This is a genomic window from Pseudomonas sp. G7(2022) (assembly GCF_052660475.1).
In genome coordinates this window covers 3342355-3360395 of the sequence record NZ_CP109659.1, presented here as the reverse complement: position 1 = coordinate 3360395, position 18041 = coordinate 3342355, and the positions used below count along the sequence as shown (strand labels likewise).

Below are 18041 nucleotides of genomic sequence, written 5' to 3'. Positions count from 1 at the left end.
GGGCCGGATCTGGAAGCACTTCGAAACCCATCCGCAGGTTTCGCGCCGCTGCGCCACCGACTTCGAGGCCCATCCGGGCTCCGAGTCGGTAGCCATCTACATCGGCATTCGTCAAGAGCGGGTTTCCCGGGACAACAACTCACGCTTGCGTTCCACGCCCCAGCGATAGCCCGAAAGGTTACCGTCGCTGCGGACCACGCGGTGGCAAGGGATTGCTACCGCGAGGCTGTTGGCGCCGCAAGCCTGGGCCACCGCCCGAACCGCTTTGGGTGAGCCAATGCGCTGGGCGATATCGGCGTAACTGGCGGTGCTGCCAACCGGTATTTCGCACAGCGCCTGCCAGACCCGCTCCTGAAACGCGGTGCCCCGCACATCCAGTGGCAGATCGAGGCCGATGGCCGGTGCTTCGATGAAACCGACGACATGGGCGATCAGTTGCTCGAACTCGGCATCAGCCCCGATCAGGTTTGCCCGGCGAAACTGATCCTGCAGGTCACAGACCAATTGATGCGGATCATCTCCCAGCAGAATCGCGCAGATTCCTCGCGCACTCTGGGCCACCAGAATGGCACCGAGCGAACACTGGCCCACCGCAAAACGAATGTCGTTGTTTTGCCCGGCAGCCCGGAAGTCGCCGGGTTTCATGCCCAGCAACTGGTCTGCTGCTTCATAGAAGCGGCTGTTGGAGTTGAAACCGGCGTCGTACAGCGCTTCGGTTACCGAGCTGCCATCCGCCAGGTGTTGCCGTACCCGACGAGACCGGTGCGCGGCAGCGTAGCCTTTGGGAGTCAGGCCGGTGGCGGCTTTGAAAACCCGATGGAAATGAAACGAACTCAGGCCAGCGGCTTGCGCGAGTTCATTGAGCGGCGGCAGGTTTTCGGCTGCTTCGATCTGGCGGCAGGCTGCCGCTACGGTCGCGGCATGTTGCGCGGCGATTTCGCTCTGATCCCTGCTCGCCCGTTTGCTGGGGCGATAACCCGCCGCTTCAGCTGCTTCGGCCGTGTCGAAGAACTCGACATTCTGCGGTTTCGGCAAGCGCGCCAGGCTGCTCGGGCGGCAATAGACGCCCGTGGTTTTGACGGCGTAGACAAATTGTCCATCCGCCCTTGGATCCCGTGCGACGACAGCGGCCCAGCGTGGATCGTCTTGAGTGCTCGAAGTGGTCGAAAGCGTTTTCATGATGGAGAGTCCGTTGACCTGTTGAATGTCAGGTTAACCAGTGCCGCCAACCGTAACACTCCGGCCCTTGCGGTCAAATTCCGCGAGGTTATCCCGCGGTGCGAAACGTCAGGTTGAAACGCTGCTCGCCCAGTTGCGGATGCCGACCGTGTCTGATCGGCAGGACGCCGTGGTAGCGCAGCCGGTCGACACCACCCCAGATCACCATGTCACCGTGCAGCAGCGAAATGCGCTGACTCCTGTCGCTGCGATTGAAGCCGCCGAACAGGAATGTCGCGGGCAAACCCAATGACAGGGAAACGATGGGCGCTGTGTAGGAGCTTTCGTCCTTGTCCTGATGCAAAGACATTTTTGCGCCGGGAATATAGCGGTTGATCAGGCAGGAATCCGGGATGAAACCGCAGAAGCCTGCCTGCAAGGCTGCTGTTTGCGCCAGTTCGCGAAACACGTCAGGCATCTGCGGCCAGGGCCGGTGGCTGATCGGATCTTCGGCCGAGTAGCGGTAACCGCCACGATCGGTGATCCAGCCAAGTGCGCCGCAACTGCTGGTGGCCACCGACATGCTGAACCCGCCAGGCGTCATCATGTGTCGCAACGGTGCGCGTTCGATGATCGAATCCAGAGCTGGCAGTAATCGTTCGGTACAGGACAGCGCGAAGCCGCGCAGCACCCAAGACTGCTCTCCAATCTGTTCAGAGCGGAGTGGCTGCTCGATGTCGGCGAAGAGGTCGAAATTGCTGTGCATGATGGTCAGGTTGCGTCGTGAAAGATGATGCCCAGAGTATGCCGTTTTCCGCTGTGCAAGCGACTTACGCCGTGACGCATGGTGACGCGATAGTCGCCGCGCAGGCCTTTGACCGGGCGCTGGTTGACGGCAAAGATCACCGCATCGCCTTTCTTCAGGTCCATCACCAGTGGGCGAGACTGCATTCTTGGGCGCTGTTCGGTCAGGACGAATTCACCACCGCTGAAATCCTCGCCAGGTTCTGACAGAAGAATCGCCACTTGCAGCGGGAATACGTGTTCGCCGTACAAGTCCTGATGCAGACAGTTGTAGTCCTGGGGGCCGTATTGCAGCAAGAGCGGGGTAGGCCGCAGTTGACCGGCGGCATGGCAGCGCGCAAGAAAATCGCTGTGCAGGGGCGCAAACCGTTCCGGTATTGCCATTCGTTCATGCCAGCGGTTGGCCAAGGGGACCAGGCGCGCGTAAAGCGCACTGCGCAGGTGCTCCACCAATGGCGGCAGCGGGTAGCGCAGATACTTGTATTCGCCGCGCCCGAAACCGTGGCGGGCCATGATCACCTGCGAGCGGAACGGTTCGCTTTGCGGGTAAAGCGTACTCAGGCGATCGCAGGTTTGCGGGCGTAACAAAGAATGGATGACGGTACAGCCGTCCTGATCCAGCTGTTGTTCCAGTGCGACCCAGTCGAGCGTATCGAGGGGAGAGTCGGGTGACATCGGCATACTGATTCCTTGGCTTGCGTCCAGGCGATCAGTCTAGGCAACACGCGAGGCCGGAACACTCCGGCGCTTGCGGTCGAATTGTCATCCGCGTCTTACAACGCCTTGCTGACGCTGATGTCGCTGATCACGTCTTCGCTTTGGCCGTGCAGGGCGTCCAGCGCAGCCTTGGCTTCTTCCGGCGTGCCGTTCTCCAGCTGGGCGAATTCGAAGCGGCGCTCGCCGTTCAATTTGTACTTGATGACATATTTGGTCGTTTGGGCCACGGTCATGCTTACCTGATTGTATTGGTGGGGTCGATCAGCTGAGCTTCGAGCTGGAACGGCGGATGATCTTGATCGAGTGCGTCAGGGTCGGCTTGCGAGTCACGCTGATTGCGCGGCGGCTGACGGTGTCGATGGTGATGTTCCAGAAACCGGTGCTCGGCGCGGTGATACGGGCAGGAAATGTGTCGAACGCGCCGCCGTGATAGGTGTGACGACCGCCGTTCTTGAAGCTGCGGAAGTTGGCGTCGTTCATCAGACGGATGTTGCAGGTTTGCGAGCACTGGATGACGACGATGTCGTCTTCGTTGAGGTGCTCGCGCTGGTGAATAAATTTCATGGTCGCCTCCAGAAGGGCTTTTTCTACAAAATCAAAACGATAGCAAGGTCAATTGGCGGCAGTTTATCAGTCCGGACAGGTTATTATCCGGCCGTCGAGCGCTGCTTTGACAATTAAAAACAGTTATTCGCGATTCCATGTGCGTTAAATGCAATGGGCCTCGGAGAAAAACGGCATTCAGGCTGTCCGAGGGTCTTTATAGGAGATTCTGTATGAAGTGGGGTGTGGTCATTGTGCCGTTCGCATTGGCGATGGGTGGTTGCGCAAGTGTTTCGCAGATCAATGAAACGCTGCCGACCATGAACGTCATTTCCGGCAAAAAACCCCACGAGTACGCACAGTGTCTGGCCGACAAGCTGGCCCAAAGCCGCGGGGCCCTGCAAATGGAGCCGCACAAGGACGGCGTCAGGGTTATCGTGCCGGGGAAATTGTCGTCCGGCCCGGCGGCGGTGTTTGACATCGAGGATCGCTCTGGCGGCAGCAGCATCAAGTTGCATGAGCGCATGTCCAATGTGCCGATACGTCCACGGGATGTACGCAATGCCGCCACGGCGTGCATTTCCGGCTGATAAACTGTCAGTCACCGGTATCGATGCCGTCCAGGTCACGCCTGGACGGCATTTTCATTTCAGGAGACGTGCATGAAGCGAGAACAGGTGCGCGAGCGCCATAGAGAGGGGCTGATTGAAGCCACCCATGTGATCCAGAATCCGGCGAACCCGGGTGAATGGATCGTATTTTTCAAGAAGAGCGCCGGACGCAGTTATTTTCTGGTGGATGAAAACGACGAAGTCGAATCCTTCGACCGGCTCGACGATCTGATCGAGGTGGTACGCGGACTGGGTATCAAGTTCGCCGAGATTCACATGTAGGCCCTTACTTGCAGACCACCACAACACTGCGATTCTTGTAATTGCCGACGTCGACACCCAGCGTCTTGTCACTTTCTTTTGGCGCCGGCGTGCCGTCGGTTCCGACGATGCGGTAGCCGGTGCCGGCGCAGGAAGCATCGGCCTTTTCATAGCAGGCGGCCCAGGAATTGGCCTCACCGGAGCAGTCGATGCTCAGGCCTTGTTCACCATTGTTCAGATAAGTCGTTTCGGAAGTGGCGCAGCCGGCCAGGGCCAGAAGTGCAATCAGTGGCAGCATGCGGTGCAGGGTACGGGTGGTCATGGCGATGTCGTCTTCGGAAGGAGAGGGCTAGACGCTATGACAGCGCCGGTGTGAAAAGGTTATAGCGATTGGCCACGTCTTTGTGTGCGGACCAAAAAAAGCCCTGCGCAGTGGCAGGGCCTGTTTGATCAGTCCTGATCCTTCCCGCGACGCTTCGGTGCAGGAGGTGTGTAATCAAGCACCGCGGCTACCTCAATTGCCATCGCTTCAGTGGGCAATGGGCCGGATACATCTTCGCCGTTGGCGGCGGTGATATGCCACTGGCCATCTTTTGCCTTGGCGACGGTGTACCCGTTGACGATTTTTGCTGCGGACATCTAGCGGCCTCGTTGGCTGGTTCAAAGGCGTCATGATAACGGGAAACGGGCGAACGGGCGCGGGTCGATGCGGTGTTCCTGAATCTTTGGGCTACGCTCAATGCGCAGCTTCTGCGTGCGGATTGAACTATCCGCCAGAATATTTCTCTATGTTGACATCGGTTAGCCAGTGCGGGGCATTGTAAGGTGCACGCCGCCTGATTAGACTGCGCCGAAACTCGTACACACAGCCCTTTCAAGGACTTATATGATCAAGAAATGCTTGTTCCCAGCAGCCGGTTACGGTACTCGCTTCCTTCCAGCGACTAAGGCCATGCCCAAAGAAATGCTGCCGGTGGTAAACAAGCCACTGATCCAGTACGGCGTCGAAGAAGCTCTGGATGCTGGTCTGACTGAGATCTCCATCGTGACCGGCCGTGGCAAGCGTGCTCTGGAAGACCACTTCGACATCAGCTACGAGCTGGAAAACCAGATCAAAGGCACCGACAAGGAAAAATACCTGGTTGGTATCCGCAAACTGTTGGACGAGTGCTCGTTCTCCTACACCCGTCAGACTGAAATGAAAGGCCTGGGTCATGCGATCCTGACCGGTCGTCCGCTGATCGGCGATGAGCCGTTCGCCGTAGTGCTGGCGGACGACCTGTGCGTCAACCTCGAAGGCGACGGCGTGCTGACCCAGATGGTCAAGCTGTACAAGCAGTTCCGCTGCTCGATCATTGCCATTCAGGAAGTCGATCCGCAAGAAACCAGCAAGTACGGCGTAATCGCTGGCGAGATGATCCGCGACGACATCTACCGCGTACACAGCATGGTCGAGAAGCCAAAGCCGGAAGATGCTCCGTCGAACCTGGCGATCATCGGTCGTTATATCCTGACCCCGGACATCTTCGACCTGATCGAACAGACCGAGCCAGGCAAGGGTGGTGAAATCCAGATCACCGACGCCCTGATGAAACAAGCCCAGAACGGTTGCGTAATGGCCTACAAGTTCAAGGGCAAGCGTTTCGACTGCGGTGGTGCTGAAGGCTACATCGAGGCAACCAACTTCTGCTTCGAAAACTTCTACAAGACTGGCAAGGCCTATTGATAGCGCCTGATCTGTCTGAAGGTGCGTCACGCGGTCTGAATCGTGTGACGCTAAAAACAAACGCCCCGACATGTTCGGGGCGTTTGCGTTTGTGGGGAGAAATAGTGCATCTCGATTCGATACGCGATGCAACGTCAAACAAATGTTCGATTGTCAGCCAGAATGTTCGCTGCTGAGCTGACTCGTCTTCGCCAGGGAGGTGCGAAGGAGAGCGTTTGGCAGCTCACTACCGAGCAGACCTGCAGCTTCCAGTGTTTTTGAGCGATGTTCAGACGATGCTGGCAAGTGAAACGCTGGCTGGCGCTCATGTGGCGACGGGGTTGGCGGGGGATCAAGCGCAACAGTTGATGCAGCAGGCGGGAAGTGCATTTGAGGGCGGAATTGCATTGGCATCGTGGCTCGCTTTCGGCCTGGCGCTCGTAGCGATTCTGATCGCCTGGCATACGTTGCGGCTGCCAAAAATTCAACCGGCAGAAAGCCATTAATCAAATGCTAACGGTAGAACCTCCCGGTATTGCCCGTCCCCGTGCAGTAGAGACTTGCTCAATAAGCGTCTGCGGGTATGCTGATCGCCTGCCGAGGAGATAGAAATGGCCTACGATTTTGACCTTTATGTGATTGGTGCCGGTTCCGGCGGTGTGCGGGCTGCGCGTTTTGCTGCCGGGTTCGGTGCGAAAGTGGCGGTGGCCGAGAGCCGTTATCTGGGCGGTACCTGCGTCAACGTCGGTTGCGTACCGAAAAAACTGTTGGTGTACGGCGCCCATTTTGCCGAAGACTTCGAACAGTCCTCGGGTTTTGGCTGGAATCTGGGCGAGGCGGATTTCGATTGGGCCACGCTGATTGCCAACAAGGATCGCGAGATCACTCGCCTGAACGGCATTTATCGCAATCTGCTGGTCAACAGCGGCGTGACCCTGCATGAGGCTCACGCGAAAATCGTTGGCCCGCACGAAGTCGAGGTCAATGGCGAGCGATACACCGCGAAGAATATTCTGATCGCCACCGGTGGCTGGCCGCAGATCCCCGAGATTCCGGGGCATGAGCATGCGATCAGCTCGAACCAGGCGTTCTTCCTCAAAGAGCTGCCCAAGCGTGTACTGGTCGTCGGTGGCGGTTACATCGCCGTCGAATTTGCCGGAATCTTCCATGGTCTGGGCGCCAACACGACGTTGCTGTATCGCGGCGATCTGTTCCTGCGCGGTTTTGACGGTTCGGTACGTAACCATCTCAAGGAAGAGCTGACCAAGCGCGGCATGGATCTGCAGTTCAATGCCGATATCGAGCGGATCGACAAGCAGGCGGATGGCAGCCTGAAAGCGACCCTCACGGATGGTCGCGTGCTGGAGGCCGATTGCGTGTTCTACGCCACCGGCCGACGTCCGATGCTGGACAACCTGGGGCTGGAAAACACTGATGTGCAGCTCGACGACAAAGGCTTCATCAAGGTCGATGAACAATATCAGACCACTGAGCCATCAATTCTGGCGTTGGGCGATGTCATCGGTCGTGTGCAGTTGACGCCGGTGGCGCTGGCTGAAGGCATGGCGGTGGCGCGGCGTCTGTTCAAGCCTGAGCAATACCGCCCGGTGGACTACAAGATGATCCCGACGGCAGTGTTCAGTCTGCCGAATATCGGCACCGTCGGCCTGACCGAAGAAGAGGCCCGGGAAGCGGGTCACGACGTGGTGATCTACGAAAGCCGTTTCCGCCCGATGAAGCTGACCCTGACGGACTGCCAGGAGCGCACGCTGATGAAGCTGGTGGTCGATGGCAAATCTGATAAGGTGCTGGGCTGTCACATGGTTGGTCCGGATGCCGGCGAGATCGTGCAGGGGCTGGCAATTGCGTTGAAGGCTGGCGCCACCAAGCGTGACTTCGACGACACCATCGGGGTGCACCCGACGGCGGCCGAAGAGTTTGTCACGATGCGTACGCCGGTCGGCGTTTAAGTCTTTTTCGGTTCTGCTGCGTCTGGCGCTGCCGCAACGGTGGTAGCCAGACGCAGGCTGTCTTGCACCTTGGTCAATTCCTTTTCCAATGACTGATTGAGCTGCGACTGCTCGTCGACGCTCTGCTTGAGCGTCTGGCTCTCCAGCAGCGCCACGCGCAGGCGTTCCTGGAGGAGGGTGCGCTCGCTGTCGACACGCGTCGCTTGCTCCAGCAATTGATCCTGACGCTGATTGCTGTGCTTGAGCTGATCCTGCATCAGGCTCAGTTCGCGCACGGTGCCGCGATTCTCGGTCAGCAGGCGTTCGTTGTCGCGGTGCAGCTGGGTGATCTCGTCTTGGCGTACCAGCGCGCTTTGTTGCGCCTGGCGCAACTCCATCTGCAACTGCTGAACCTGAGTTTCGTGACGGCTTTGCTCCTGCTCGCGCTGTTCCTTGATGGCGTTGCGGTAGTGCTCAAGTGCATCGCGGGCGTGCAGGTGCTTTTCTTCCAGCGAGCGGATCTGCTCGTCCTTGTCCTGCAGGCGCAATTCAAAATCGGCCAGCGCCTGATTCAGTCCGGCGTTGCGGGTCTGTTCGGTCTGCAGCATTGAGCGGGTATCGCTCAGCACTTCGGATTCCTTGGCCAGCGCGGCAGCCTGAATGTCGTGCTTCTTCTCCAGTTGCGCATGATCCTGACGAAGCTGATTCAGCTCGTCCTCCAGTGCCTGACGCTGTTGCTCGTACTGCTCGCGAGCCTGGTCAATCGGCTCCTGTGCCTGTTCTTTCAGGCGTTGCGCCAGGCGCGTGACGAGGGCGAGGAGTTCGTCATCGACAGGTTCTGCCGACGGATCGGCCGGTTCGCTGCCGTCATCCAGTTCCTTCAGATAACGATGAATCGTGGTTTTGGAACCCGTATTGCCCAGCTCGATGCGTACTGCGTCGATGCTGGGGTGTTCGCCACGGGCGAGGATCGCTGCGCGCGCGATCTGGACTACTGCTTTGTTAACGCCGCCACGGGCCATATGTGCTCCTACGATTACGTACTGTGGTACATGCCACCAAAGTACGCAGTGTACCATGCTGAAAATAAAGTTAAATGTTTCAAGATAAACGGGCGGGATATACTGGTATTACCCCGTGTGAAGCGCCAGAATCCGCTTTTCAATCTTCAAATCAGTACATCTGCGAGAAATCAGCCCATGAGCGATATCGATCGCTATCTGCAAGCCGCCACCCGTGACAACACCCGCCGCAGCTATCGTGCGGCCGTCGAGCACTTTGAAACGGTATGGGGAGGGTTTCTGCCCGCGACGGCTGACAGCGTCGCGCGCTACCTGGTGGCTCACGCGGGTGTGCTGTCGGTCAATACGCTGAAGCTGCGTTTGTCGGCACTCGCGCAGTGGCATAACAGTCAGGGGTTCGCTGATCCCACCAAGTCGCCGGTGGTGCGCAAAGTGTTCAAGGGCATCCGCGCGCTGCATCCCGCGCGGGAAAAACAGGCCGAGCCGTTACAACTGCAGGATCTTGAGCAGACCGTTGCCTGGCTAGAGCAGGAAATGAAAGAGGCGCGAGAAAATCAGGACCGGCCGTTGCTACTCAGAGCCTGTCGGGATCGAGCGTTGATTCTTCTGGGCTTCTGGCGCGGCTTTCGCAGTGATGAGTTGTGCCGGGTGCAAATCGAGCATGTCCAGGCCCACGCCGGTAGCGGCATCACCCTGTACTTGCCGCGCAGCAAGGGCGATCGGGAGAATCTCGGTCAGACCTATCAGGCGCCTGCATTGCTGAAGCTGTGCCCGGTGCAGGCCTACATCGACTGGATCACCGAAGCAGCATTGGTGCGGGGCCCGGTGTTTCGCGCCGTCGACCGCTGGGGCAATCTGAGCGAGGAGGGCTTGCACGCCAACAGTGTGATTCCGTTGTTGCGTCAGGCCCTGGAGCGCGCCGGGATCTCTGCCGAACGCTATAGCAGCCACTCACTGCGGCGCGGCTTTGCAACGTGGGCACATCAAAGTGGCTGGGACCTCAAATCGCTGATGAGTTACGTCGGCTGGAAGGATATGAAGTCCGCCATGCGCTATGTTGAAGCGAGCCCTTTTCACGGGATGGCCCGGATTACGGATAAGCCGCTGTCGCCATAGATATCGTTTTCTTCTATTAATAACCTCAGCTAATAGCGAAAACAAATCAGCAGCATCAGGTTTGCCAATGAGCCATCCGTCGAGTGAGTGGGTAGGATTCACCCATCGAATTCACAACCCTGACGGAGAGTCATCAATGCCTATCATCAACAGCCAAGTAAAACCGTTCAAAGCTACCGCGTTCAAAAACGGCGACTTCGTACAAGTCTCGGACGCTGACCTGAAAGGCAAATGGTCCGTAGTGTTCTTCTACCCGGCCGACTTCACCTTCGTTTGCCCAACCGAGCTGGAAGACCTGGCTGACAACTACGCTGCCTTCCAGAAACTGGGCGTAGAGATCTACAGCGTTTCGACCGACACCCACTTTGCCCATGCTGCCTGGCACAACACTTCGCCAGCCATCGGCAAAATCCAGTACACCATGATCGGCGACCCGACTCAGGTGATCTCCCGCAACTTCGACGTGCTGATCGAAGAAGCTGGTCTGGCGGATCGTGGCACCTTCGTGATCAACCCTGAAGGCCAGATCAAAATCGTTGAACTGAACGATGGCGGCGTTGGCCGTGACGCTTCCGAGCTGCTGCGCAAGATCAAGGCTGCTCAGTACGTTGCTGCACACCCAGGCGAAGTTTGCCCAGCCAAGTGGAAAGAAGGCGAGGCCACTCTGGCTCCGTCCCTGGACCTGGTCGGCAAGATCTAAGTCTGTGACACGCAATGCAGGGCGGAACTCCGCACCTACCTAAGTAAGCTGCACCGCCCAATAGAAAAGCCCGGGCGAGATTCGCTCGGGCTTTTTTTCGCCTCAAATAAAGTCAGGAGATCGCCCGTATGTTGGACGCCAATCTTAAAGCCCAGTTGAAATCGTACCTGGAACGGGTCACCCAGCCGATCGAGATCGTTGCTTCACTCGACGACGGTGCGAAATCCCGTGAAATGCTCGACCTGCTGAAAGACGTTGCCAGTCTTTCGCATCAGATTACTTTGATTGACAGCGGCGACGATGCACGCAAACCGTCGTTCTCGATCAACCGTCCCGGTGCCGACATCAGCCTGCGTTTCGCCGGCATCCCGATGGGCCATGAATTCACTTCGCTGGTGCTGGCCCTGCTGCAAGTCGGCGGCCACCCTTCGAAGGCCAGTGTCGAAGTGATCGAGCAGATCCGCTCGCTCAAGGGCGAGTTCAACTTCGAGACTTACTTCTCGCTGTCCTGCCAGAACTGCCCGGACGTGGTTCAGGCGCTGAACCTGATGGCTGTGCTGAACCCGAACATCCGCCACGTCGCCATCGACGGCGCGCTGTTCCAGGACGAAGTCAATGATCGCAAGATCATGGCCGTGCCAAGCATTTACCTGAATGGCGAAAACTTCGGCCAGGGCCGCATGGGTCTGGAAGAAATCCTCGCCAAACTCGATACCGGCGCCATCGAGCGTCAGGCCGAGAAAATCAGCGCCAAGCAAGCTTTTGATGTGCTGGTGGTCGGGGGTGGCCCGGCCGGTGCGTCGGCAGCGATCTATGCCGCACGTAAAGGCATTCGCACCGGTGTTGCAGCCGAGCGCTTTGGCGGTCAGGTGCTGGACACCATGGCCATCGAGAACTTCATTTCCGTGCAGGAAACCGAAGGCCCGAAACTGGCGACCGCGCTTGAAGAGCACGTCAAGCAGTACGACGTCGACATCATGAATCTGCAGCGCGCCGACAAGCTGATCCCGGGCAAGCATGGCGAGCTGCATGAAGTCCACTTCGCCAGCGGTGCGACCCTCAAGGCCAAGAGCGTGATTCTGGCGACGGGTGCGCGGTGGCGTGAAATGAACGTGCCGGGCGAGCAGGAATACCGCAACAAAGGCGTGGCGTACTGCCCGCACTGCGACGGTCCGCTGTTCAAAGGCAAGCGTGTGGCGGTGATTGGCGGCGGTAACTCCGGCGTCGAAGCGGCCATCGATCTGGCTGGCATCGTGTCCCACGTCACCTTGCTCGAGTTCGATGTACAACTGCGTGCCGACGCTGTGTTGCAACGCAAGCTTCACAGCCTGCCGAACGTCACCGTGATCACCAGTGCGTTGACCACTGAAGTCACTGGCGATGGCCAGAAGGTCAACGGTCTGCGCTACAAGGATCGCAATACTGACGAACTGCGCTCGGTCGAGCTGGAAGGGATCTTCGTGCAGATCGGTTTGCTGCCCAATACCGACTGGCTCAAAGGCACCATCGAGCTGTCGCCGCGCGGCGAGATCATCGTCGACAACCGCGGTGAAACCTCGATCCCCGGCATCTTTGCCGCCGGTGACGTGACCACCGTGCCGTACAAGCAGATCGTGATTGCGGTGGGCGAGGGCGCCAAGGCTTCCCTCAGCGCTTTCGATCACTTGATCCGGACTTCGGCCCCGGCATAAATCCCGGGCCTAAAAAAAGAAAAACCCCATCAGCGATGATGGGGTTTTTTCGTTGCGCGGTGCTTTCTACCCAGGTTCAGCTTTACAGCGGCGCTGGCTGGATGATCTCGACCCAGTAACCATCCGGATCCTTGATGAACGCCAGGCTTTTCATGCGGCCATCGGTCAGGCGCTTCTGGAAGTCGCAGCCCAGTTCTTCAAAGCGTGCACAAGCCGCGACGATGTCCGGGACCGAAATGCAGATGTGGCCGAAACCGCGCGGGTCAGTGTTGCCATTGTGGTAGGCGAAATCGGCATCGCTTTCGGTGCCGTGGTTGTGGGTCAGTTCCAGGATGCCGGGGATCGACTTCATCCACTCGGTACGCGCAGCGGCATCGGCCGGGATCTGCGACTTGTCGACCAATGCGAGGAAGTACAGGCTGAATTCCGCTTCCGGGAAATCACGCTTCTCTACCAGCGAGAAGCCCAGTACACGGGTGTAGAAGTCCAGCGACTTGGTGATGTCCTTGACGCGCAGCATGGTGTGGTTGAACACAAAGTTGCGGGTTGCGCTGTCCGGGGTGGCGGTCACGCCAGGGAAGGTGTTCAGTTCTTGCAGGCTCATGAGCCCTCCGTAACAAATTGGGGCGAGTGAATGGGCGCAATGATACGCATGCGTTGCGGCATCGCCAAACCGAAAGCGCGGGCTTGCCCTGCGAGCGGGCGAGCCTCAGACTTTATGGTTCAATCTGCGAGTGCCTCTGGTAATGATCCGACCGTTCAAATCGCTGTTCGTTTTCTTCGGCTTGTCCCTCGTTGCCATTGCAGCCCTGGCGGACGCTCCGAGCATTACCTGGCCGTCCGGCTGGCAAGTTGAAGCGTTGCCCGACACAACGCCGGAAGTTACCCGTCAGCGGGCGGCGAAGACCGACGCCGATGGTAATCAGGTGATGGTGATGGAGTTGACGATGACGCGTGTGGAGACAGGTCATCAGGTCAATCTGCAAGGCGTGTTGCTGGAGATGCGCAAGTCGGTGCAGAAGGACTTTTTCCAAGGGGGCTACCAGAGTGTCTGCAACAAGGTTCATCCCAGTACGCTGGGTTCATTGGCAGCGCTTGAAACCACTTGTACTGTCACTGAGAACGGGCGTCATGTGTTGTCGCAAACACTGGTCGCCGCAGTAGAGGCGGACAAGGCGTATGTACTTTCGTATGCCGGGCAAGCCGACGTTTACAAGGCCAGCGCGGATGAAATTGCGAGCGCAAGAAACAGCCTGAAATTTTAATCGGCTGTTCGCTGGTCAACGGGCTTCCAGATACCGAAAGTAATTAAATACAAAGTTGTTCGCCTGGCAGGTGCGCAACATCCGGAAGCATAGTTTCAGCGTGCGACGGAGATTTTGCTGCCAACTTTTTCAACAAGAAAATGTTGCATTTGTTAAATATTGTCCAAAAAAAAGCCCTGCATTTGCAGGGCTTTTATGTTTGCCAGGGATTAACCGCGCAACCAGGAATCAACGGTGGCTGCACCGTATTGTTCCTTCCAGGCCTTCAGGCCGCGATGGTTGCCACCCTTGGTCTCGATCAGCTCGCCGGTGTGCGGGTTCTGATAGACCTTGACCACGCGAGCGCGGCGGGTTTTAGGTGCCGAGGCCTGTTGCAGGCCGGATTTTGCCGGATTCGGATCGAGGATGGCGATGATGTCTTTCAGGCCTTTGCCGTAGGTTTTCATCAGCCCCTGGAGCTTTTCTTCGAATTCGATTTCTTTCTTGAGCCCGGCATCGTTCTTCAGCGATTCCAGCTGCTTGAGCTGTTCCTGAAGGGCCTTTTCAGCTGCACGAAATTCAGCGAGTCTGGACAATATCTTTACTCCAATAGTGTGTTTGGCTGATACCAACCGCAAACAAAGCTATAAGCCAAGAGCCTTGAAGCGACTCGGTGATAGTGGCTCACCTGCCAGTCTTGCAACAGGTAAGAAAAATTGTAGTAGTTAATGCGACGAGAGTAAATCCTGACTTTTTCTTTATGTAAAAAACGGCGATGTCTTGAATCAATTTCGTGCGCGCTGTCGGCAAGCCCGGATTTATCAGGCCAAGTTAATGGTGAGTTAATGCGTCAATGAAGTCTATGGCAGAAACGGGCTTGCCGAACAGGTAGCCTTGCAGAAAGTTGACGTGATGCGCCGCCAGGTAATCGCACTGGGCTTGTGTCTCTACACCCTCGGCCACAGTTCCCAGATCCAGTTTGGCGCATAGCTCGATGATGCTGTCCAGAATGTGTCGTGACAGGGCATCTTTATCGATCATGGCGACGAACGTCTGGTCGATCTTGAGGAAGTCGACATTGAGTGTTCTCAGGTAACCCAGGCTCGAATGACCGGTGCCGAAGTCGTCGATGGCGATCTTTACGCCCATGGCGCGCAGTTGCTCAAACAGTTGATGGGTGATGTCGGTGGGCTCGATCAGTTCCCGCTCCGTCAACTCAAGTACCAGGCTGACACTATCGGGCGCGAATGCCGCCAGGAACTCCCGACAGTCTTCCACCAATTCAAGATCGTGGCAGTGGCTGGCTGTAATGTTGATTCCGATGTGGAAGGGGGCTTCGAAGGAAGAAGACAGCGGCCCGAGCACGACAGCGGTCTGCTGCATCAATGAACGGGTCATCGGCACGATCAGCCCGGAATGTTCGGCAAACGGTATGAACAGGTCCGGACGTACCAGGCCTTCTCTGGGATGATTCCAGCGCATCAGTACTTCGCAGCCCGACCAGCGTTTGCTGTCGCCATAGACCACCGGTTGAAAGTAGGGAATGAACTCTCCGGCCTCCAGCGCGCGCAGCATTTCGTGACTGGGGGATGTTGCGCGGTTCTGCACGACATAACCGATTGCTCCGGATACCGCCCCGAAGAAAATCAACAGACTGAACAGCGGCGGATATTCGTCGCTCATGTAGTTCCAGATTTCATCTTCAGGGAAACCGGCGCTCACCGTGTAGGCATAGTGTGGAGAGTTCAACGTACTCTGGGCCACCGGCAACTCGGGAAGGGCGCCTTGATGCACCTTGCCATCGGCTGAAAGCCAATTGTTGCCGACCTGCAGCAATAACAATGTCTGCCGGCCGATCAGGCGCAGGATATTGCTCAAGTGATAGCCGTCCAGCGTCGTCAGGGCGCCGCCCCGGCCATCGTTCAGTCGATACACCAGCAGCGCCGTATCCGGTGTAACCGGGTTGCCGTTCATGAGCCATAACTTGCCTTGGGTGTAGTCCCCCGGATTGACGGCTTCCTTGAAATCACCGAACAACGAACTGCAATAGAGGTTGTTGTCCCACACCAGATTGGTCGAGCGCACGAACGGGCGGCGGGTGACCTATTCGCGCAGTGCCAGTTTGACGTTCTCGCAGGGCTGGCCAGCCAGCGGCAGCAATTCCCGGGCGGACTGGGCGGTGTTGTCGAGCATCAGATCAAACTGGCGCAAAGCTTCCTCGGCGGTTTGTCGGGAACTCTGCTCCAGCGTACGTTCGGCCTGTATATGAAGAATGACGGTGCCGATGAGGATCGGCAGCAAGCCGCACAACAGTGTCACGATGATTCGGGTACTGCGTTTGCGGCGGGGCCTGACGGTCAGAGGCATGGGCGCATCCTGTTGCGATGGTGTGGGGCTCTCGACTGCAGGCGGGGCAAGGGTGCACCTTCCGGAAAGCGATGGGGCTGTGCCCATGATAGTTGGCCGTTGGAACTCGTGCCGCTCAGCGGTAATCCAGCGTTGTTGCCAATTTGATGAATGCCAGGGTCGCGGGTGAAGCCTGGCGTTTATCGAGTACGGCCAGACCGATGTGTCGTTGCACGGCCGGTGACAATGGCTTCTTCACATAGCGCGGATCCGGCTCGTCCGGGAGGGAACCTTCGGCAACGATCGTGATGGCGTCGCCCCGGCTCACGGTATCGAGGGTGCTCAGCAGTTGCGAGCAGCGGTAGCGGATATTCGGGCTCAGCCTTGCCGCGTTGAACAGTCGCGATACCAGTTCCGAAGAGCCGGCTTCGGTGAGTACGAACGGGTCGCTGCACAGATCGTTCAGGCTCAGTGCCGCCTGCGTGGCCAGAGGATGGTCGAGCGGGAGCAGGGCGACCATCCGATCTTCCATCAGGGCGAACGTATCGAAGCGTTCTTCGGGCAACACCACGAAACCGATATCGATCCGTCGCGCATCAAGCCACTGGAGCACCTGGCGGTCCGGCCCTTCGTCGATGTGAACCTCGATGCCCGGGTGCACCTGGCGGAAATGCCGGAGGATTCGCGGCAGCAACCTGATCGATGAGGTCGGGCCGAACGAGCCGATGCGCAAGGTGCCGCTTTTCAGCCCGCGCGCATCGGCGGCTTCCTGGCGCAACGTGTTGGCCAGCCCGAGCATGGCCCGCGCGCGCAACAGCAACTGCTCGCCAATGTCGCTGAGTTCCACTTGCGATTGATGCCGGCGAAATAAATCGACACCCAGTTCCTGCTCCAGCGACTTCAAGGCGTGGGACACCGCCGATTGCGAGATCCCCAGGCGATGGGCCGCGAGGGTGAAGCCGCGCAGTTCGGCCACCAGCGAAAAGATTTCGAGCTGGGTCAAGGTCATGAGTAAAAGCTCATTTTACGATGATCAATAATGACTCGAATGATACGGCATCCGCCCGTTGAGTCGTTGAGAGCGTTATGAGTAGTCATGAATCAATCCGTCCAGAGACCTCGGACATTCCCGTCTATCTGAATCTGGCCATGGTCACCATGATCTGGGGCGGGACCTGGGTCGCCGGGCGCATGCTGGCCGGCAGCCTGAGCCCGATCCTTGCGGCCAGCCTTCGATTCCTGCTGGCCAGCGTCGCGTTGCTCGGATTTCTGTGGCTGGCGCGAATTCCTTTTGCGCGACCCACCGGCCGGCAATGGCTGCAACTGGTGTCGCTGGGTTTCTTCGGGATCTTCTTCTACAACCTGTGCTTCTTTTACGGCTTGCAATACATCAATGCGTCGCGGGCATCGCTCATCGTCGCGTTGAATCCGGCGGTAATCGGTCTGGCGTCATGGCTCTTGTTCAAGGAGCAAATGAGTCGATCCAAAATCATCGGCATTCTGGTGTGTATCGGCGGCGCCGGTGTGGTGATCGTCAGCCGTGATCCACAATGGCTGACCACGCCGCCAGACGCCTGGCTGGGTGACCTGCTGATTTTCGGCTGCGTAATCGGCTGGGGCGTTTATTCGCTTTTTTCCCGCAGCCTTAATCACAGCATCGGCCCGTTGCAGACCGTTACGTTTTCGATCGTACTCGGTACGCTGATGCTTTGGGTGCTGGCTGCCATTCACGGTGAGGTGAGCGTGCAACCGGTGGCCAATCTGGGCACGACGCAATGGCTGAGCCTGATCTACCTGGGCGTACTCGGCTCGGCGGTGGCCTACATCGGTTACTACGACGGTATCCGCAAATTGGGTGCAACTCGCTCTGGCGTGTTCATCGCGCTCAACCCGCTGACTGCCGTGCTGGCTGGTGCCATCCTGCTGGGTGAACCAGTGACGATCCCCATGGGGCTGGGCGGCGCACTGATCCTGACGGGCATTTACCTGTGCAACAAACCCCTTGCACCGGGCCGAAAAAAGCGGATTTTATAGAGAGGGCAGACAACCCTATTTACGCTGTGTAGAATCGGGTTACGCATACAATAATAATCGTCTTCTGGCAGCAGAAGCCTCGCCCGCAAGAGCCTTGGGTCGACAATGAAGATATTCGGGTTTCAACTGATCTACGGTGA

21 protein-coding genes and 1 pseudogene are annotated in these 18041 nt (G+C 57.9%); 10 read left to right on the top strand and 12 right to left on the bottom strand.

Annotated elements, in window-relative coordinates; genetic code table 11:
- Positions 1-111 precede the first annotated feature (111 nt).
- From ada to NE357_RS15075, 5 genes are all read right to left on the bottom strand, one after another.
- A complete protein-coding gene (ada, locus tag NE357_RS15095) occupies positions 112-1179 on the bottom strand; it encodes a bifunctional DNA-binding transcriptional regulator/O6-methylguanine-DNA methyltransferase Ada (RefSeq protein ID WP_169430551.1) in 1068 nt (355 codons plus the stop codon).
- 88 nt (positions 1180-1267) lie between these two features.
- Positions 1268-1924: a DNA oxidative demethylase AlkB gene (alkB, locus tag NE357_RS15090; protein WP_169430550.1), complete on the bottom strand. Its 657-nt coding sequence runs from the start codon at positions 1922-1924 to the stop codon at positions 1268-1270.
- A gap of 5 nt (positions 1925-1929) precedes the next feature.
- Positions 1930-2643, bottom strand: coding sequence for a 2OG-Fe(II) oxygenase (locus tag NE357_RS15085; RefSeq protein WP_432760308.1), 714 nt, complete (start codon positions 2641-2643; stop codon positions 1930-1932).
- Between the two features lie 92 nt (positions 2644-2735).
- Positions 2736-2912: a hypothetical protein gene (locus tag NE357_RS15080; RefSeq protein ID WP_169430549.1), complete on the bottom strand. Its 177-nt coding sequence runs from the start codon at positions 2910-2912 to the stop codon at positions 2736-2738.
- 28 nt (positions 2913-2940) lie between these two features.
- Positions 2941-3243 carry a DUF1883 domain-containing protein gene (locus NE357_RS15075; protein ID WP_039768744.1) on the bottom strand — a complete coding sequence of 101 codons (303 nt, stop codon included), beginning with the start codon at positions 3241-3243 and terminating at the stop codon, positions 2941-2943.
- 212 nt (positions 3244-3455) lie between these two features.
- On the opposite strand from NE357_RS15075, the gene NE357_RS15070 reads away from it, so the two are divergent.
- Positions 3456-3812 (top strand): hypothetical protein, encoded by a 357-nt coding sequence (locus tag NE357_RS15070; protein WP_169430548.1) that lies wholly within the window; start codon positions 3456-3458, stop codon positions 3810-3812.
- Between the two features lie 72 nt (positions 3813-3884).
- Positions 3885-4115, top strand: a complete 231-nt coding sequence (locus NE357_RS15065) for a hypothetical protein (RefSeq protein WP_169430547.1) — start codon at positions 3885-3887, stop codon at positions 4113-4115.
- A gap of 4 nt (positions 4116-4119) precedes the next feature.
- Here the strand turns inward: NE357_RS15065 and NE357_RS15060 are convergent, their stop codons facing one another.
- Together NE357_RS15060 and NE357_RS15055 are read right to left on the bottom strand one after the other, a co-directional pair.
- On the bottom strand, positions 4120-4416 hold the full coding sequence (locus NE357_RS15060; protein ID WP_169430546.1) for a hypothetical protein: 297 nt from the start codon (positions 4414-4416) through the stop codon (positions 4120-4122).
- A 128-nt stretch (positions 4417-4544) separates the two neighbouring features.
- Positions 4545-4733: a hypothetical protein gene (locus NE357_RS15055; RefSeq protein WP_169430545.1), complete on the bottom strand. Its 189-nt coding sequence runs from the start codon at positions 4731-4733 to the stop codon at positions 4545-4547.
- Positions 4734-4980: 247 nt separating this feature from the next.
- On the opposite strand from NE357_RS15055, the gene galU reads away from it, so the two are divergent.
- The 3 genes from galU (at position 4981) to gorA (ending at position 7769) form a co-directional block, all read left to right on the top strand.
- A complete protein-coding gene (gene galU, locus NE357_RS15050) occupies positions 4981-5820 on the top strand; it encodes a UTP--glucose-1-phosphate uridylyltransferase GalU (protein ID WP_007912230.1) in 840 nt (279 codons plus the stop codon).
- A gap of 215 nt (positions 5821-6035) precedes the next feature.
- Positions 6036-6305 (top strand): hypothetical protein, encoded by a 270-nt coding sequence (locus tag NE357_RS15045; protein WP_212633385.1) that lies wholly within the window; start codon positions 6036-6038, stop codon positions 6303-6305.
- Positions 6306-6410: 105 nt separating this feature from the next.
- Positions 6411-7769: a glutathione-disulfide reductase gene (gene gorA, locus NE357_RS15040; protein ID WP_169430544.1), complete on the top strand. Its 1359-nt coding sequence runs from the start codon at positions 6411-6413 to the stop codon at positions 7767-7769.
- On the opposite strand, the gene NE357_RS15035 is transcribed toward gorA, so the two are convergent.
- Positions 7766-8770 (bottom strand): DNA-binding protein, encoded by a 1005-nt coding sequence (locus NE357_RS15035; protein ID WP_169430543.1) that lies wholly within the window; start codon positions 8768-8770, stop codon positions 7766-7768. The genes gorA and NE357_RS15035 overlap by 4 nt on opposite strands.
- Before the next feature lie 177 nt (positions 8771-8947).
- On the opposite strand from NE357_RS15035, the gene NE357_RS15030 reads away from it, so the two are divergent.
- From NE357_RS15030 to ahpF, 3 genes are all read left to right on the top strand, one after another.
- Entirely contained in the window at positions 8948-9886 is a 939-nt protein-coding gene (locus NE357_RS15030; RefSeq protein ID WP_169430542.1) for a site-specific integrase, read from the top strand.
- 136 nt (positions 9887-10022) lie between these two features.
- On the top strand, positions 10023-10586 hold the full coding sequence (gene ahpC, locus NE357_RS15025; RefSeq protein WP_007958941.1) for an alkyl hydroperoxide reductase subunit C: 564 nt from the start codon (positions 10023-10025) through the stop codon (positions 10584-10586).
- A gap of 128 nt (positions 10587-10714) precedes the next feature.
- A complete protein-coding gene (ahpF, locus tag NE357_RS15020) occupies positions 10715-12277 on the top strand; it encodes an alkyl hydroperoxide reductase subunit F (RefSeq protein ID WP_169430541.1) in 1563 nt (520 codons plus the stop codon).
- Between the two features lie 82 nt (positions 12278-12359).
- On the opposite strand, the gene gloA is transcribed toward ahpF, so the two are convergent.
- A complete protein-coding gene (gloA, locus tag NE357_RS15015) occupies positions 12360-12881 on the bottom strand; it encodes a lactoylglutathione lyase (RefSeq protein WP_169430540.1) in 522 nt (173 codons plus the stop codon).
- Positions 12882-13023: 142 nt separating this feature from the next.
- Here gloA and NE357_RS15010 point away from each other — a divergent pair, with 142 nt between their 5' ends.
- Positions 13024-13542, top strand: coding sequence for a DUF4946 domain-containing protein (locus tag NE357_RS15010; RefSeq protein ID WP_169430539.1), 519 nt, complete (start codon positions 13024-13026; stop codon positions 13540-13542).
- 209 nt (positions 13543-13751) lie between these two features.
- Here NE357_RS15010 and NE357_RS15005 read toward each other — a convergent pair whose 3' ends face one another.
- The 3 genes and pseudogenes from NE357_RS15005 to NE357_RS14995 form a co-directional block, all read right to left on the bottom strand.
- Positions 13752-14117 (bottom strand): histone-like nucleoid-structuring protein, MvaT/MvaU family, encoded by a 366-nt coding sequence (locus NE357_RS15005; protein ID WP_169430538.1) that lies wholly within the window; start codon positions 14115-14117, stop codon positions 13752-13754.
- A 235-nt stretch (positions 14118-14352) separates the two neighbouring features.
- Positions 14353-15888 (bottom strand): annotated as a pseudogene (locus tag NE357_RS15000) (EAL domain-containing protein).
- Between the two features lie 115 nt (positions 15889-16003).
- Positions 16004-16876, bottom strand: coding sequence for a LysR family transcriptional regulator (locus NE357_RS14995; protein ID WP_169430537.1), 873 nt, complete (start codon positions 16874-16876; stop codon positions 16004-16006).
- A gap of 77 nt (positions 16877-16953) precedes the next feature.
- Between NE357_RS14995 and NE357_RS14990 the strand changes: the two genes are divergently transcribed.
- Entirely contained in the window at positions 16954-17901 is a 948-nt protein-coding gene (locus NE357_RS14990; RefSeq protein WP_169430536.1) for a DMT family transporter, read from the top strand.
- Positions 17902-18041 lie beyond the last annotated feature (140 nt).